General features: G+C 41.5%; 15 protein-coding genes and 4 pseudogenes. 10 read left to right on the forward strand and 9 right to left on the reverse strand.

The window, feature by feature from the left end:
* Positions 1–22: 22 nt before the first annotated feature.
* Positions 23–364, reverse strand: a complete 342-nt coding sequence (locus tag PUQ00_RS23930; RefSeq protein ID WP_300421532.1) for a hypothetical protein — start codon at positions 362–364, stop codon at positions 23–25.
* A gap of 211 nt (positions 365–575) precedes the next feature.
* Here PUQ00_RS23930 and PUQ00_RS23935 point away from each other — a divergent pair, with 211 nt between their 5' ends.
* The 3 genes and pseudogenes from PUQ00_RS23935 (at position 576) to PUQ00_RS23945 (ending at position 2,370) form a co-directional block, all read left to right on the forward strand.
* A complete protein-coding gene (locus PUQ00_RS23935) occupies positions 576–1,154 on the forward strand; it encodes a hypothetical protein (protein ID WP_300421534.1) in 579 nt (192 codons plus the stop codon).
* 163 nt (positions 1,155–1,317) lie between these two features.
* A pseudogene (locus PUQ00_RS23940) lies at positions 1,318–1,596 on the forward strand (peroxidase); the annotation flags it as partial.
* Between the two features lie 189 nt (positions 1,597–1,785).
* Entirely contained in the window at positions 1,786–2,370 is a 585-nt protein-coding gene (locus PUQ00_RS23945; RefSeq protein ID WP_300421536.1) for a Uma2 family endonuclease, read from the forward strand.
* Between the two features lie 161 nt (positions 2,371–2,531).
* Here PUQ00_RS23945 and PUQ00_RS23950 read toward each other — a convergent pair whose 3' ends face one another.
* From PUQ00_RS23950 to PUQ00_RS23970, 5 genes and pseudogenes are all read right to left on the reverse strand, one after another.
* On the reverse strand, positions 2,532–3,206 hold the full coding sequence (locus PUQ00_RS23950) for a DUF305 domain-containing protein (RefSeq protein WP_300421538.1): 675 nt from the start codon (positions 3,204–3,206) through the stop codon (positions 2,532–2,534).
* A gap of 68 nt (positions 3,207–3,274) precedes the next feature.
* The gene (locus tag PUQ00_RS23955) at positions 3,275–5,497 is read right to left on the reverse strand and encodes a dynamin family protein (protein WP_300421539.1); all 2,223 of its coding nucleotides are present in this window, start codon (positions 5,495–5,497) and stop codon (positions 3,275–3,277) included.
* Between the two features lie 145 nt (positions 5,498–5,642).
* A pseudogene (locus PUQ00_RS23960) lies at positions 5,643–6,755 on the reverse strand (dynamin-like GTPase family protein); the annotation flags it as partial.
* 205 nt (positions 6,756–6,960) lie between these two features.
* A pseudogene (locus PUQ00_RS23965) lies at positions 6,961–7,500 on the reverse strand (dynamin family protein); the annotation flags it as partial.
* Positions 7,501–7,516: 16 nt separating this feature from the next.
* Positions 7,517–7,843, reverse strand: coding sequence for a DUF3040 domain-containing protein (locus tag PUQ00_RS23970; protein WP_300421541.1), 327 nt, complete (start codon positions 7,841–7,843; stop codon positions 7,517–7,519).
* Positions 7,844–8,285: 442 nt separating this feature from the next.
* On the opposite strand from PUQ00_RS23970, the pseudogene PUQ00_RS23975 reads away from it, so the two are divergent.
* The 4 genes and pseudogenes from PUQ00_RS23975 (at position 8,286) to PUQ00_RS23990 (ending at position 10,475) form a co-directional block, all read left to right on the forward strand.
* A pseudogene (locus tag PUQ00_RS23975) lies at positions 8,286–8,891 on the forward strand (Uma2 family endonuclease).
* 55 nt (positions 8,892–8,946) lie between these two features.
* The gene (locus tag PUQ00_RS23980; protein WP_300421543.1) at positions 8,947–9,150 is read left to right on the forward strand and encodes a type II toxin-antitoxin system HicB family antitoxin; all 204 of its coding nucleotides are present in this window, start codon (positions 8,947–8,949) and stop codon (positions 9,148–9,150) included.
* On the forward strand, positions 9,147–9,290 hold the full coding sequence (locus tag PUQ00_RS23985) for a type II toxin-antitoxin system HicA family toxin (RefSeq protein ID WP_300421544.1): 144 nt from the start codon (positions 9,147–9,149) through the stop codon (positions 9,288–9,290). Before PUQ00_RS23980 ends, PUQ00_RS23985 begins: the two co-directional genes overlap by 4 nt.
* A 210-nt stretch (positions 9,291–9,500) precedes the next feature.
* On the forward strand, positions 9,501–10,475 hold the full coding sequence (locus PUQ00_RS23990; protein WP_300421545.1) for a cysteine synthase A: 975 nt from the start codon (positions 9,501–9,503) through the stop codon (positions 10,473–10,475).
* Here the strand turns inward: PUQ00_RS23990 and PUQ00_RS23995 are convergent.
* The gene (locus PUQ00_RS23995; protein ID WP_300421546.1) at positions 10,472–10,615 is read right to left on the reverse strand and encodes a hypothetical protein; all 144 of its coding nucleotides are present in this window, start codon (positions 10,613–10,615) and stop codon (positions 10,472–10,474) included. The genes PUQ00_RS23990 and PUQ00_RS23995 overlap by 4 nt on opposite strands.
* Between PUQ00_RS23995 and PUQ00_RS24000 the strand changes: the two genes are divergently transcribed.
* Both PUQ00_RS24000 and PUQ00_RS24005 read left to right on the forward strand, forming a co-directional pair.
* Positions 10,598–10,936, forward strand: coding sequence for a (2Fe-2S) ferredoxin domain-containing protein (locus PUQ00_RS24000; RefSeq protein WP_300421547.1), 339 nt, complete (start codon positions 10,598–10,600; stop codon positions 10,934–10,936). The two genes, PUQ00_RS23995 and PUQ00_RS24000, sit on opposite strands and share 18 nt — an antisense overlap.
* 49 nt (positions 10,937–10,985) lie before the next feature.
* Positions 10,986–11,936, forward strand: coding sequence for a DUF5331 domain-containing protein (locus tag PUQ00_RS24005; RefSeq protein WP_300421548.1), 951 nt, complete (start codon positions 10,986–10,988; stop codon positions 11,934–11,936).
* A gap of 142 nt (positions 11,937–12,078) precedes the next feature.
* On the opposite strand, the gene PUQ00_RS24010 is transcribed toward PUQ00_RS24005, so the two are convergent.
* Complete coding sequence (locus PUQ00_RS24010) at positions 12,079–13,074, reverse strand: folate-binding protein (protein ID WP_300421549.1); 996 nt, start codon at positions 13,072–13,074, stop codon at positions 12,079–12,081.
* 511 nt (positions 13,075–13,585) lie between these two features.
* Positions 13,586–14,941, reverse strand: coding sequence for a choice-of-anchor Q domain-containing protein (locus PUQ00_RS24015; protein WP_335030477.1), 1,356 nt, complete (start codon positions 14,939–14,941; stop codon positions 13,586–13,588).
* On the opposite strand from PUQ00_RS24015, the gene PUQ00_RS24020 reads away from it, so the two are divergent.
* On the forward strand, positions 14,829–15,062 hold the full coding sequence (locus PUQ00_RS24020) for a hypothetical protein (RefSeq protein ID WP_300421550.1): 234 nt from the start codon (positions 14,829–14,831) through the stop codon (positions 15,060–15,062). The two genes, PUQ00_RS24015 and PUQ00_RS24020, sit on opposite strands and share 113 nt — an antisense overlap.
* Positions 15,063–15,100: the final 38 nt, after the last annotated feature.

Genomic DNA, 15,100 nt, shown 5'->3' on the forward strand with positions numbered 1-15,100 from the left:
TTTGGTTTTGCAAATTCCGTCATCAATGCAAATCACAGACCGTTGAAACAATTGCCTCAGCGATCGCTAATCCGAATCCAGAATTACCAATTTTATCGAACAGAATAAAGGTGCCAGTCGTCAGAATACAGGAAAGGTATTCTGACGACTGGTGGATGAATAATCGGCGTTTAAGACCCCCACCAAATTTTCTTGTTTTGTGGTCTTCAATCAGTCGCGGGTCTGAATTCTGACTTCTGAATTCTGACTCCTGAATTCTGAATTCTGACTTCTGAATTCTGAATTCTGAATTCTGACTTCTGACTTCTGACTTCTGACTTCTGACTTCTGACTTCTGAATTCTGACTTCTGAATTCTTCTTCAAAAGAGCGATCGCTATCAAACATCATTGGCAGCCATACAGTTTGAGCCTGTGGAAGAAAACTGTATGGCAGGATTGTCTCAATATTTTAGTACCCTGATAAACTGCATAGGGACGCAGTACATACAAATTGCCCTATAATAACTAGTTATACATCAAATTAAAATTTTTAGTTACTCTTTAAACTTCTTATTATCACTGCCAAACTGCAAAAATGATTACTATTGCTAAAAGAGTAAAATCAGCTATCGATCATTGGGGGAAAGGTGAGATTGAGCTAGCTTTAACTGATGCTTGTATTGCTGTTGATGCAACTTCTATCAAGTACTATAAACTTCCCAAATCTTCACGGGATGAGTATCAACGCTTTCTTAGGGAATTCATGTGGCTGATCACATATTCTGGTTTGCCTGGATTGATGAGTAAGAATGTAGAAATTCCACGAGGTAAGCTGTCTATTCCAGGGATTATAGGTAATACTGTTTCTGTAGAACAACTGATTTATTACGTTCTCAGATGTGATTTAGTTCATGGCAACTCAATTGATCCAAATCTGATATTTAGTAATCATGTAACTTTGGGAAATGATGGCGATAAACTATTAATTTCCAGCAACATAGTTTGGGGAATTCTTCATTCTGTAATTTTCAATCCTGCTAATGTAAATGAAAAAATTGGTGAAGAGTTTTATTGGACTTCAATAACAGACTTTAAAATGTTTATTGATGACTCTTGGGGTAAAATACATATTCCCAAAAAAGTAATTCAATTTTATACAGGTGTGGTTGTATAGCAATCCTAAATGATTTGTAAGAAAATTCACCCCCCGGCTAAGAGGATGTTTGAAAAGTCGTAAAGTATACTATAAACCCCTCTCCAAACCTCTCCCCGAAGCGGAGAGAGGCTTTGAAACCCCCATTCCCTCTCAAGGAATTAAGGAAGCACAGGCTGAGATTTTGCGATCGGTTTTCGTGATTGACCCCAATAAGAAACTTCGTCTCACTTTCACCTACCCTCCCAGCACGGGATGCAACTTTGATGAACTTTTGCGGGTGATTGATTCTCTGCAATTGACTGATAACTACAGCGTGGCCACACCAGCTGACTGGAAAGACGGCCAGGATGTCGTAATTATCCCCTCACTCAAAGATCCAGAAGTACTCAAAGAGAAATTCCCCAAAGGTTATGAGGAAGTCAAACCCTATCTGCGGCTAACTCCTCAGCCTAACAAGTAAATCTGAAAATGATTTCGGATAAAAAAGCAAAGGCGAGGCAGCGCGGTCTTCTCCCAAGGGGAGACGCCAAGGGCGATGGGGGTTTCCCCCATGAGCGACTGCCGTCGCAAAGTTCTATCTTGGCGTCTTTGTTTCTTTGCGTGAGAATAAAGTCAGTGGGCTAGGCATCTGAAGCTGGAGGATATCCCGATGTTTTCATCCCCTTTGGTTTTGCAAATTCCGTCATCAATGCAAATGACAGACGAACAATTTTTTGAGTTCTGTCAGGTGAATCGTGACTTACGCATTGAGCGGAATAAATTTGGAGAAATATCAATTATGCCACCTACAGGAGGGACAACAGGCAACCGTGGAGGCAACATCTTTGGGCAGTTATGGGTGTGGTCGGAACAAGATGATACAGGTATAACTTTTGACTCTAGTACCGGATTTAAGTTATCAACAGGTGCAAACAGATCGCCAGATGCTTCCTGGATTCAACTAGAACGATGGAATTCTCTGTCTCCAAAACAACAAGAAAGGTTTGTACCCATTTGTCCAGATTTTGTAGTCGAACTCAAATCTCCCAGCGACAACCTCCAAACTTTGAAAGAAAAAATGGAGGAATATATGAAGGAGCCAGGAATACAGTTAGGCTGGTTGATTGACCGTAAGCAGCGTAAAGTTTATATTTATCGTCCTGGATTACCAGAGGAATGTTTAGATAATCCTGCGACTGTTAGCGGCGAGTTGGTATTGCCTGGGTTTATTCTGAATATGAGTAAAGTTTGGTAAAAAAAGTTTTAGTTAAATTTAGGCTGACATCGCTCCTGAAATAACCAAACATTTAGCTGAAATTCCCAACCACTGCATATCAGTTGCTTTCTCTTGGCATCCTTGGCGACTTGGCGGTTCGTTCCTTTATAGGATTGCTATATCCACGCAGATACTTAGGCTCACTTGTTATACCAGGCTTTTCGCCACTGCTGCATTTGTTTAATCTCTGTATTTTGTGCCTTGATAATTTCTTGGGCTAATTGCTTAATTTCAGGGCGCTGAGACTTACTCAAGACATCTTTTGCCATTGTTACAGCCCCTTCATGGTGAGGAATCATTGCATTGATAAAGCGTAGATCAAACTCAGCATCAGCTGCACCTAAGTCCTGACTCATCATCATAGCTTTCGTTTGGTCAGACGACATCTCCATCATGTGCCCCATTTGACTGTCATAAGCCATTGGTTTATCTCCCGCCTTGGGATACCAAGCTTGTCGCCACTGCTTCATCTGAGTGATTTCTTGGTTCTGCGATTTGATGATATTGTCTGCTAGCTTTTTGATTTCAGGACGTTTTGATTTCTGCTGCGCTTCTTTAGCCATTTCCACAGCCCCTTGATGGTGCGGTATCATAGCATCGAGAAACCGTAAATCAAAATTAGCATCGGCTGGGCCTAAATCCATTGCCATGCTGTGATTCATCTGCTTGTCGCTAGTATTGGTAGCGGTTGCGTTTGGGGCTTGGCTTTGCTTCTGGGAAGCAGTATCGGTACAGGCTGTGATTAACCCACCGGCTGAAGCGATCGCAGTCAAGGTTAACGCCAAAAAGCCATTCCTCAAAGATAGCAGTTGCATAAATCTTACCTAACAATTTCCTAATTCTAATGAAAGATCCCCGATTTATCAAAGAAGTCGGCGATCTTTCATTTCTCACTTAAAATTGTATAAGCATCATTAACTAAGTGCATTTTATCTTGTGCTTGTTTTTGTAGTTGCGGTTTACCAACAAACAAATCTGGATGCCATTTTTTTACTAAAGTTCGATAAGCCTGCTTTACTTCAGCCAAAGAAGCATTTGCTTGCAATCCTAAAATGCTGTAGGCGCGAGTAATTTTATCTTTTTCCGTCTGGGTTTTTGGTTGGTTGGGTGCTTTGTTGCTTTGAGTTGTATTTTGCTGTTTGCCAGTTTTAAAACCAGGCAATCGCATCTCTGCTTTCATTCGCGCTATTTCTTCATTGAGTTCCCAATCACGAAATTTCGCCTCCACTTCTTCTGGACGTGGAGAGGGAGAAGCTTTTGGGGGTGGTGGTGGAGAAACAGATTTTACCCTTGTCCGATTATTGTTAGCAGTATTTTCCTGTTGTTCCTTAATACCAGGATCTTTTTTAGGGGAAGTTTGAACTCTCTCAAACTGTGGTGAATATTTCCTATTGGTATTAGTGTATTTTGGTATTTGTTTATAAGGTTGATGATTGGAGAGTATTTTGACTTTTTCTAACTCTTTTATTAACTGATTAAAACAGTCTTTTAACTGCTGCAAACTTTGACGTTTCTTAGTAATTTCTATTGGTTCTTGACTGACTTCAAAACAAATTACTTTTTCGGCTTTCTGTTCATATTCATTTAAAATTGATAACCCTTGACTACTGAAGAGAGATAAATAACCTTCAATTGCAGTTATACAAAGTTTAGCAACTTGCTGATGGTAAGATTCATTTGCTAAGTGTTCGTCTTGTTGTTGGATATTCTTATTTAACAAATAAGAAATACTCCCGACGACAGCAGCACCCACCGGCCCGCCCAATAACCAACCAATACCACCACCAACAGCGATGGAACCAGGTTCACTCAAATCATCAGTATTGCTTGGCTTTGAGGGTAGTATCACTTGTGGTTCGCTAGGAAAGGAAATTAATAAATCTTGCGGTCGTTCTTCTTGGAAAAATTCGTAAGCTTGTTCAAGCCATTTTATCGCCGCAAATTGCAATTTTATCAGGTCTTTTTTAAGAGTATTTGTTTGCCAATCTTTAAAGTTATTTTCTGCCAATGCAACTGCTGCATCAGCTTGATATTTTGTGAGTAACTTGGGTAATGCTAGCCAATCGCGTAACTCTGCCACGCTAGTAGCAAAACCTTTATAAATTAAGTTGGCTGCTTTTTCTTTAATTTCAATTTTAGTATTTTGTTTATCATCAAAGGATTTTATTTCAATAGCAATCGGGTCAATTTTAGCTTTTAATGAAAATTGGATTTGAGAAGCGATCGCTTCCACTCTTGGCAAACGCACACTACCACGATTTGGTTGCAAAATCCCCACAATATTTTGCAAAGCTGTTTCAAAAGCCGCTAACCCGCTACTATTGGCAGCAGCAACATCGCCTTTTAATCTGGCTCTTAAAGCAGGTAAAGCATCAACGCGATATAAATTACTAAAACCTGGAGGTAATTCGGCTCGAAAGCTTTCGGCAACAAACAGCAGCCGATTTTGAACTTGTTTTTGCTCGTCGGGTTCGAGTAAGTTAAGAAAATTGGCAACAAATATAACTGTTTTAATACCGCGATCTAATAGCCAATCTCGTAAATTTTCCCGCTCACCTAAAGTCATTAATTTACGTGCATCTAATAATTGGATGACTAAATCTGCACTTAAAAGTTGTTCTCGGACTAAATTATCTTGTTCATCTCGATCATTTGTTCCCGGTAAATCGAGCAATTCTACACCCGTTTCCAAAAATGGATGCGGACAGAAAACTTCCACAGATGCGACATCTTTTTGCATCTGCCTATTGCTATCAAGAATTGCAAATTGCTGTAAAACTTCTGTGCCACTGCGGGATATTTCTGTACCATCTACCAACATGATGCGAGTTCGCACATCGGAGCCATACTTGACAGTAATTGCCGCACCTGTGGTAGGAATTAAATCAATTGGTAAGGTGCGATTCCCCAAAATGGCATTTAATAGGGTAGATTTGCCATGATTAAAAGGGCCAAATACCGCAATCCGAAAACTAGGATTAACCAGATGATTGCAAATGGTAGTTATATCTTGATGCAGTTGCGATTTGCGTTCTAAATTCAGTAACGCAGATGCAGATTTGAGAGAATCTACTAAATCCTTATAACCTTCATACTGTTGTTGCATAGTTCCTCGTTCCCAGGCTGCGCCTAGTAATGCAAATCATTGGGGGCTACCGCCTCACATTTTTATGGTTATGGGAGGCAGCAGCCCTCCCAGTAGGCATTCCCAGCTTATAGCTGGGAACGAGAGTTGAGAGTAATGAGGAATATTAGCTATAGTAGGCTAATAAATTGCTATATGCTGCCTCGATTTTTTGCAACTGAGCTATTACATCTTCCTGTAAGGTTTTTAAACGTTTGAACTCACTCTCACGATTTATTTCGCGGGTTTCTTTCTGCTTGAGCAGATTATCTAATTCAGATTTTCGAGATACAATATCATCGTTAATCCGCTTACTCACTTCTCTTTCGTAAGAGTCAAAACACTCTTTCACGGCATTGTATACAACCTGAGATTGCTCATGCGCGACTTGGGGTAGGTGTTTAACTAACTCTTTTTTAGCAGTTTTAACTAACTCTTTACGGGCTTGATCTGCTTGCAAAAATCCTACTCCCAAACCTAGCAGTGCAAACCCGATGGGCCCAAGAAAAATACCTGTCACTGCTGTAATTATCCCGCCAACGCCAATCACAGTAAAGTAGTTTAACAAAATATTTTTCCAATCAAATCCTGCCCCGGCTAGCGCGAAACCAGCAAGATTTCCCTTAGACAGTGATAACAATCCCATTGCCCATTTTGCCCAGGCGGGAGAGTTATCTTCTTCAGCAGTAGTAGTGGTATTTACTTTGACATCTTGTCCGGTGAGCTTTTCTGTGATTTGGTCTGTGACTTGACTGTAAGATGCGCCATATTGTGCAGCACTGCGAGAAAGTTCTTTAAAAGCTGCATTGATATCCTTTTCAGCCGTTAATGTCCAAGCCGCAGATTTATCGGTGATATATTGCTCAAAGGCTTTTTGCAGTGCGGTATTAAATGCTTCTCGTTTACCACTACTGAGAAAATCAAACAGGTTTAATTCTGGCTGATAGCGTAAGAAATCATTTTCAAAGGTATTGCCTAAGTTTAAAACGTAGCTACGAAAAGATTCAGAAATCGTTCTTGCTTGAGTGTCTCTGGTGTTGATAATTTCTTTTTGGAATTCATTACGAATACCTGTGAGTTTGTTAAACTCTGGTTCCACTGAATCAATCCGTTTTTTTAATTCATTTACATCTTGGTCAAGTAATGGTATACGTCTAGCAACTGCTTCGCGGGTATGATTACAGGCTTGTCTAGCTAAGGTTCTAACTTGACGGAGTTCTGCGATCGCACGTTCTTTAGACTTATCCACAAATAAACCTCAAAATAGCTGAAACCCTTACATAGCTGGCTTTTTAGCTTATATAAAACAGGAACCTCTAAAACCCTCTCCAGAGCTAGGTTTCAGCCAAATAAAGTTCTCATTTCCGGATAAGTCTTTTGGTAAGAAAAGTATTAAGCGAACCCATAAACTTCGGAAAGCCAGTTCCCTCTAAATCAGCTTGGGGATCAACAATTTCAATTCCCTTTTCTAGTAGCGTTAAAGGATACTCAACTACTGCATAATCAACATCAGGAAAAGCTTGTTTTTTATCCTGCTCTAGTTTTTTAGCTTCACTCGGATCAATGGTATATTTATATTTAAAGTTTTGAAAATCTAGCTGTTGTGGACTTTTCCCATCATTAAAATGAATAGTGACTTTCTTTTCCGTCCCATAGCGTAAAACTGTTAACACTGCGGTACAAGGGTTAACATCACTCGGTAATAAGTTTTCACCAATTAAGGCGTTGAGAAATGTGCTTTTTCCCCGTTTCATATCACCCAATACCAAAAGGCGAAATACACCTTCGCGGAGGTTTTTACTAGCTACTGCAATATCTTCAATATCTCTCTCTAAGCTGAGTTTTCCTGATGAATAGTCCCCAGCCAATTCAGCTTTATTAATTGTTTCAGCCATTTTGCTCAAACACACAGAAATCTGCGATCGCACTTGAGCAACACGCTCTAAATCTTGGATAAATCTGTCAGTTACTACCTGCTCACTCATAATATTTACACCTTTATTAAAGATTGGTTTTTTTGGATTCAAAAAATAATTTGTAACACATCCACCCCAGCGCAGCAACAATAATAAATCCAGCTAGCACTGAGGCTATCTTCACTGCAACCAGCGTTATCACACCAAGAGCAAACAGCTTTCCACCGAGGATAACTTTTTTGATCCAAGGTTTCTGGGAATCTTCCGGCTGATGCTTGACAGTTTGATGAAAAGCCGTATCGTTAGCATGGATGTTAGCTTCCATTTCGCGCAGTCGCAATTCAACTTCTCGTTCTCGTAGTATACGTTCCCGGTGTTCAAGTCCTATTTGGCGATTACTTTCAGATGTCATCGGTGTCCACCCTATCTAAGAGAATGAAATGATGTCAGCATTAACTCGTCAATCATGGAGTATACTAACTTACATAAATATTTTTTAACCCCAGTAAAATTACTATTTTAATTTTCCTTACCTTCTAAATTTAAGCTAGAAGTTAACTACCATAAAATGTAGCGGCTTTCCAGAAATTTATAGCGAAAACGACTATTACTGGTATTACAGCAGTTTGCAAGTAAGTGAGGTACACAATACAGGACTGAAAATCAGATATAAAGAGTTTCTGCCTCCTGCCTCCAGCAAGAACTGCCTTCTGCCTCAAAACCCATAGCTTTGTACTTCATGCAAAAGAAAACTCCTGTATGCTTGAATCCCAGCATGGATTTAGTTAATGAATTGGGTGAGAATAAGAAATAAAAGCCAGTCGGGTAGACAGCAAAACCTAGAGGAAATCATCATGCTTTCATCCCCTTTAGTTGTGCAAATTCCCCCCTCAATGCAAATGACAGACGAGCAGTTTTTTGACTTCTGTCAGGTTAATCGTGACTTACGCATTGAGCGGAATCAATTTGGAGAAATATCAATTATGCCGCCCACTGGTTCAGAAACAGGTAATCGTAATTTCAACATAGCTGGTCAGTTGTATGTTTGGACAGAAAAAGATACTACAGGTATTTGTTTTGACTCCAACACAGGATTTAAGCTATCAACAGGTGCAGAGCGTAGGCGTAGCCCGTCGTAGACATCGCCTGATGTTTCCTGGATTAAACTGGAACGGTGGAATGCTCTCTCGCCAGAACAACAGCAAAGGTTTGCCCCTATTTGTCCAGATTTTGTAGTTGAACTGAGGTCGCCTTCTGATAACCTCAAACCGTTGAAAGAGAAAATGGAAGAATATATGAGGGAGCCAGGAGTACAGCTAGGATTGCTAATTGACCGCAAGCATCGCCGAGTCTATATTTATCGTCCGGGTGTGCCAGAGGAATGTTTGGAAAATCCCGCCACTGTTAGCGGTGAATCGATATTGCCTGGGTTTGTTTTGAATATGAATAAAGTTTGGTAAAAGGAAATAAACACCTAAGTCTTAAATCAGCAGAATCAAACCAAGGAGATATTCAATGAAGTGGCGTGTAATTCTTGAACCAGATGCAGAAACAGGTGACTGGGCTGTTTGGTGCCCAGAGTTACCAGGTTGTGTCTCAGCAGGAGAAACAGAGGACGAAGCCTTAGAAAATATTCGTGAAGCGATCGCACTTTATCTTGAACCTGATTCGATTGAACTAGCACCAGGAGCATTTACACGCGAGGTTATTGTGGGATGAGCCGTACCCGACGAATGAATGCTGATGAAGTTGAAAGCATCCTACAGCGTTATGGGTTTGAGTTAGTCTCTCAAAAGGGTAGTCATCGCAAATGGCGAAATATTGAACGACAACTTCAGGTAATTGTGCCTTATCAATAGGAACGCTACGTAACATTATGCTTGATGCAGATGTCCCAGAGTCTGAATGGAAGGCTTAAATCTCAAATGACACTGCGGCGGTAAACTACGCTTCTCACTAAGCTTCGTTCTAAATTTGAATAAGATATAAGATTTTAGGCAAATCAGTTGGAAATCATGCCACCGCTATAAGCCAAAATTTTTATAGATACTCACATAGGTACAGTCAAAATGGATATTAAAAATGGCTTCGTTGGCGCTGTTGGTAACACACCCCTAATTCGCTTAAACAGCTTTAGTGAAGAAACAGGGTGTGAAATCCTTGGTAAAGCAGAATTCCTCAATCCTGGCGGTTCCGTCAAAGACCGGGCTGCACTTTACATCATCGAAGATGCCGAAGAGAAAGGTCTACTCAAACCTGGTGGCACCGTTGTAGAAGGAACTGCTGGTAATACTGGCATTGGACTGGCGCATATTTGCAACGCCAAAGGCTACAAATGCCTAATTATCATTCCCGATACTCAGTCACAAGAAAAAATAGACGCACTGACAGCACTAGGAGCAGAAGTCCGTCCCGTCCCTGCTGTACCCTACAAAGACCCAAACAACTACGTCAAGCTATCTGGCAGAGTTGCTGCTGAATTGGAAAATGCCATTTGGGCGAATCAGTTTGATAACTTAGCCAACCGCCGCGCCCACTACGAAACCACAGGGCCGGAAATTTGGACTCAGACAGATGGTAAAATAGATGCTTGGACAGCTGCAACTGGTACTGGTGGTACTTTTGCTGGTGTGGCATTGTACTTGAAAGAACAAAATGCGGCGATTAAATGCGTTGTTGCCGATCCGCTAGGTAGTGGACTTTATAGCTATGTCAAAACTGGCGAAATCAAAATAGAAGGGAATTCGATCACCGAAGGCATCGGTAACGGTCGTGTTACAGCCAATATGGAAGGCGCACTTGCTGATGATGCTATCCAAATCGATGATAAAGAAGCTTTACGGGTAGTTTACCAACTGCTGAGGAAAGATGGGCTGTTAATGGGCGGTTCAACCGGTATCAATGTTGGCGCAGCTGTTGTCCTAGCGAAGCAGTTGGGCCCAGGACATACCATTGTCACCATCTTATGTGATAGTGGTTCACGGTATCAGTCACGGATATTCAACCCTGAATGGCTAGCCTCAAAAGGACTTTCAATAGATTAGTTATGGGGCATTGGGCATTGGGCATTGGGCATTGGGCATTGGTTATTTCTCCCCTGCTCCCCTGCTTTTTCCCTACTCCCCTCTCCCCTATCTCCTCTGCGCCTCTCTACTTCGTATAAAAAATGACCAACATAACTCAACCATCAAACTTCCCGATAATAGACCAACCCTCTTCTCCTAGATGTGTGCGAGTTTGTCAAAATCGTACTTGTAAAAAGCAAGGTGCAGCTAAGGTATTAGCAGCTTTTGCAGCTTTGCCAATCCCTGGTGTAACGGTAACGGCTAGCAGCTGTTTGGGACAATGCGGCAATGGGCCTATGGTGCTGGTATTACCCGATATGGTTTGGTATAGCGGTGTTCAACCCGATGAAGTATCTCTACTGATAGAAAATCATTTGCTAGGTGGTCAAAGAGTCCAACAGATGCTCTATTATCGGTTTCATCCCCAGAAATCAAACTAAATTTTCAATATCAATGTCTGCAATCATGTTGACTGAAGTGAGGCATCCAATGAATATCCAGCAGCTGCGTCAATCCTTAAAACAAAAGTGGCTGAGTTACTACGAGCAAAATATTTCCTGGCTGGTTAAAATGCGAATTTGGGGCACTTACGATGGTCTGCGCCGTCCTTTGTCCGGTTTTATTTTGGCAACACTGTCTGTTTTAGAACCTCAGTTTGATGAAATACTTTCTTTTATGCTGGATCTGAATAACGATCCAGATAAAATAGTCGCCGCTTTAGGTCTTAACTTCAGTCCTGATGAAGAGTTACGTTTAATAAAATCAGACCATTCTATGGCTATAACCCAAGTTGAAAGCGAGTCGCCAGATGAGAAGCATTCTGAGGATAAACATCTCTCATCGGCTGTAACTGCCAGCAAGATTGCGCTTCATTCTCTTGCTAAGACTCTAGATTCCAACTTGTCACGCGCCGATGAACTTGTGCCATTGATTACAACTACTACTGAGGTAGTTCGCACACGCAAATCTGAGTTGGTAGTAGCAAATGCAACTAAAATTGCTCCAGATACTCCGGCAAAAACGCCATCCTCCGGTTTGCTAAGGGAATATCAACCAGTACGCTGGCACTCTGGTCAGTTACCTTCAGGAGCATCGGCAACAATGACCAGTGAGGTTAATAGCAAAGCCAAAACTATGCCATCTGTGGCATTAGCTACCGAGGTTAAGAGCAATGATAAAACAGTGCGATTGACATCTGGGCGACTCCCTCTAGGCCCATTGTTAGCAATTACCACCGAGATTAACAGCAACGGCAAACCAGTGCGATCGCTAGCAATTACTGCCGAAGTTAAGAGCAACGGCAAAGATGCGAATATCCAACCACAACACGTTAAAAGCAAAGTGAATTTACCAACCACTAATGCCGGTAGTTTAGCTTCTTGGGTAGATGAATTTTGTCAAGGTACTAAATGGGACAAAGAAGAGGATATTTTTATTTGAACAATGATAACAATAGATAGAGGGCCAAAAAGCGATTACCACTAGATACGCGAAAGCATTGCGGGGCGTTCGCGATAGCGTCTCGTAGAGAAGCCCAATGCAATTTCGCGTCTTTACTCTTTCTTAATTACGAATTACGTAATTACGGATACTCATGAGAAACAAACGGGATTTGTACTACTTCACCCTCAGTTTCTCCCACTTGCACTTTCAAGCCCACGCCACCAGCTTTGGTGCGAATGTAACCTAGTCCAAAGTAACCATCAGCAGTTTCTGTATAACTGGTAAGTTTGCCGACCTTTTCATCTCCAACTGCGATCGCACTTCCAATTTCCGCAGGGGCACTGAGTCTGATACCAAAAAGGTGTTGTTTTACACCTTTATATGTATTTAACCGAGCGATGGTTTCTTGCCCAATATAGCAACCTTTATTAAAAGAAATTGTTTGCCACAAACCAACTTCCAGAGGATTGTAATCATCTGTTAGTTCAGCATCTGGGGCGGGGCGGCCTTGTAAGATTCGCAAGGCATCCCAAGCGCGATCGCTCATCTCTACCGCCCCAGCTTCTAATAATTTGTTCCACACCGTTGCTTTGTCAGTATAGGGGAAATTCAAAGTGTATCCGGGAGCAGCTAACCCACTACCCACAGCAATCCGCACTCCCTCCGCCGGAGCAATGGTGTATACTTTGTGACTACCGTAAGGTTGGCCGATGAGTTCGCCAATACCCAACTTTTCTAAAATAGCGTCGCTTCCTGGGCCAATAAGGCTGAAGGTGTTGGTGTATTGTGTAATATCAGATAATTCCACCTTATCGGCATAGAAAATATATTTATCCAGCCATTCCATGAGGTACTGGCGGCGGTTGGGTGAAACGAGCAGGATTACCGCATCTTCTCTAACGTAGGCGGTTGCTAAATCAATTGTTCTGGCTGTGGAAGTGACGAAAACTGTATCACAACCTTGTCCTGGCTTGAGTATTTGGAAATTGTTAGTACTTTGGTTGTGCAAGAAATTGAGACGATCGTCGCCAGAGACTTTGATGCGTCCCCAGGCGGTGCGATCGTATATCGCAACTGCTTCTTTTGCGGCTTGGATAGCTGCTGCGTCTTTATCGTCAAGTGTAGATGTTGGCATGGTAATGAGAAGTTGCCCTGTTTTAATGTTGTCGCACTGGAAATCTTAGCAAATAAGCGTTTGCGGCTTCAATGGCATAGGGGTGCAAGGGGCAGGGCCAGGGCAAACGCATCTTATTTCGTAATAAAAACTAAGCAAGGTTTTAAAATGACATAGATAATTATAAAAGTTGAGATAATGATAAATAAAATAAATTGATTCTGTTCCCAGAGTCAAAATTAGCTTATCTGCATCTGAATAACTATTTATTAATATTAAAAAAACTCATTTATTGGGTATATTCAAGCAAATACCCTAAGAGTACAAGTGTATTTATCATGTAAAATATTCAATTCAAATTTTGATATATTAGTTTAACAAAGTATGTTCAGTTTAATTCCCCTGCCTCTACAGGCAGCAGGTTTTGTGACAGGGATTTTACCCCGACACAAAACGTAATTGCGAATTGCTCTCTTCGCAGCGTTAGCGAGGTACGAGCGTCATTGCGAATTGCGAATTGGTTTAATGAACTTCAGGCAACAATTGTGAAGTCAGCCGTTGTCAAGGTGGGAATATTAAGCAGATTGATAAATTCGGCTCCAGTTCCTAAGCCTGCTGCATTGCCATTTTGGTTATAGTACAGACTGCCACTACTGCGACTGTAAACCAGGAAAGCATTACTAGTTGCAGCTAAATCATCATCGTCTACAGTCGTAAAATTAGAAGCTTGACTCAACCCATTACCCACAATACTACTCAAAGCAGTAAAAGTCTTTTTACTCAATACCAACTTATCGCTTCCAGAGGTAAAATCAGTCAGGATATCGCTACCGAAATCGCTACTAGTAAAAGCTCGTCCGCTACTATACAAAAAGCGATCGCTATCTGCTCCACCTGTAAGAATATCATTTCCAGACCCACCAATTAAAGTATCAGCCCCACTTCCACCTGTCAACACATCATTACCAGTCCCCCCATTCAGGGTATTATTGAGGCTATTGCCAATCAAGCGATCGCTACCATTACCACCAACCACATTTTCAATTACATTATTAGCTGATAGGGTCAATTTCAAGTTACTATTGAGTGTCTGGGTGGTAATGATGCCTAAATTCACTTGTATATCTGTACTGGTACCACTAAAACTTAAAGAATCATTCCCATCTGTGGTAGTTTCTTGAATGCGATCGCTACCTAATGGGGTGGAAGCATTGAATGCGTAAGTATCATTACCCAGACCACCAGTGAGAATATTATTGCCACTATTACCCGTCAATATATTATTGCCACTATTGCCAGTGCCGTTAATATTGCTGGTTCCAATCAGAGTTAAATTATCGACACCATTAGCTAAGGTTGTTGTGGTACTAGCTTGTAAGCTGTTAGTGATGGGGACAGTGGCTACTTGTGCTTCAAATGCGCCAATATCAACTTTAGGGCCAACAAGCCGCGCCAAGCCTCGTTGGTCGTAGGGAATGGGTTCTGAAGTGTTGCCATCGCCGTCAATGTCTTGTGTATCAGCAGGAATCAAGTTGTTGTTGCCGGCGTTAATGGCTGGGCTACCAGTCAGGAGGGCATGGGTAAGGGTGAGTCCGCCGTTATTTTGTAGGGGGCTGAGTCCGGGGTAAGGGTTGACGATATCTGTACCAGTGCCTACAGTGCCACTGGCTCCAGCTAGAGAGCCAATTAGATTATAATTATTGCCGTTAACTGTCCCTTGAATATCTTTGCCTGTATCCTGGTTATTATAATTACCAAAATTTCCGGCAACAATTGTGTTCTTTAAATTGGCACTGCCATTAATTCCACCTCCTCCTAAAATGCCCGCCGTATTATTGGTAATCGTGCTGTTAAGTATATTTGTAACGCCGCCCCCAGTAGAATCTATACCACCGCCACCGTTTCCGGCACTGTTTCCACTAATTGTTGTGTTAACTAAAGCACTAGAGCCGGCGTTATTTCCGATACCACCGCCAGTGCTACTTGCACTATTAAGTAGGTCAACTTAATTAAATATAAGATAGAGATACTCTTCCCGTTGTATGTC

Source organism: Nostoc sp. S13 (assembly GCF_029379315.1).
GTDB lineage: Bacteria > Cyanobacteriota > Cyanobacteriia > Cyanobacteriales > Nostocaceae > Nostoc.

What these genes read in the sequence shown, in the direction of transcription:
- PUQ00_RS23935 (WP_300421534.1), top strand. Translation starts at nt 576, where the DNA reads ATGATTACTATTGCTAAAAGAGTAAAATCAGCTATCGATCATTGGGGG.
- PUQ00_RS23945 (WP_300421536.1), top strand. Translation starts at nt 1,786, where the DNA reads ATGTTTTCATCCCCTTTGGTTTTGCAAATTCCGTCATCAATGCAAATG.
- PUQ00_RS23950 (WP_300421538.1), bottom strand. Translation starts at nt 3,206, where the DNA reads ATGCAACTGCTATCTTTGAGGAATGGCTTTTTGGCGTTAACCTTGACT.
- PUQ00_RS23955 (WP_300421539.1), bottom strand. Translation starts at nt 5,497, where the DNA reads ATGCAACAACAGTATGAAGGTTATAAGGATTTAGTAGATTCTCTCAAA.
- PUQ00_RS23970 (WP_300421541.1), bottom strand. Translation starts at nt 7,843, where the DNA reads ATGACATCTGAAAGTAATCGCCAAATAGGACTTGAACACCGGGAACGT.
- PUQ00_RS23980 (WP_300421543.1), top strand. Translation starts at nt 8,947, where the DNA reads ATGAAGTGGCGTGTAATTCTTGAACCAGATGCAGAAACAGGTGACTGG.
- PUQ00_RS23985 (WP_300421544.1), top strand. Translation starts at nt 9,147, where the DNA reads ATGAGCCGTACCCGACGAATGAATGCTGATGAAGTTGAAAGCATCCTA.
- PUQ00_RS23990 (WP_300421545.1), top strand. Translation starts at nt 9,501, where the DNA reads ATGGATATTAAAAATGGCTTCGTTGGCGCTGTTGGTAACACACCCCTA.
- PUQ00_RS24000 (WP_300421547.1), top strand. Translation starts at nt 10,598, where the DNA reads ATGACCAACATAACTCAACCATCAAACTTCCCGATAATAGACCAACCC.
- PUQ00_RS24005 (WP_300421548.1), top strand. Translation starts at nt 10,986, where the DNA reads ATGAATATCCAGCAGCTGCGTCAATCCTTAAAACAAAAGTGGCTGAGT.
- PUQ00_RS24010 (WP_300421549.1), bottom strand. Translation starts at nt 13,074, where the DNA reads ATGCCAACATCTACACTTGACGATAAAGACGCAGCAGCTATCCAAGCC.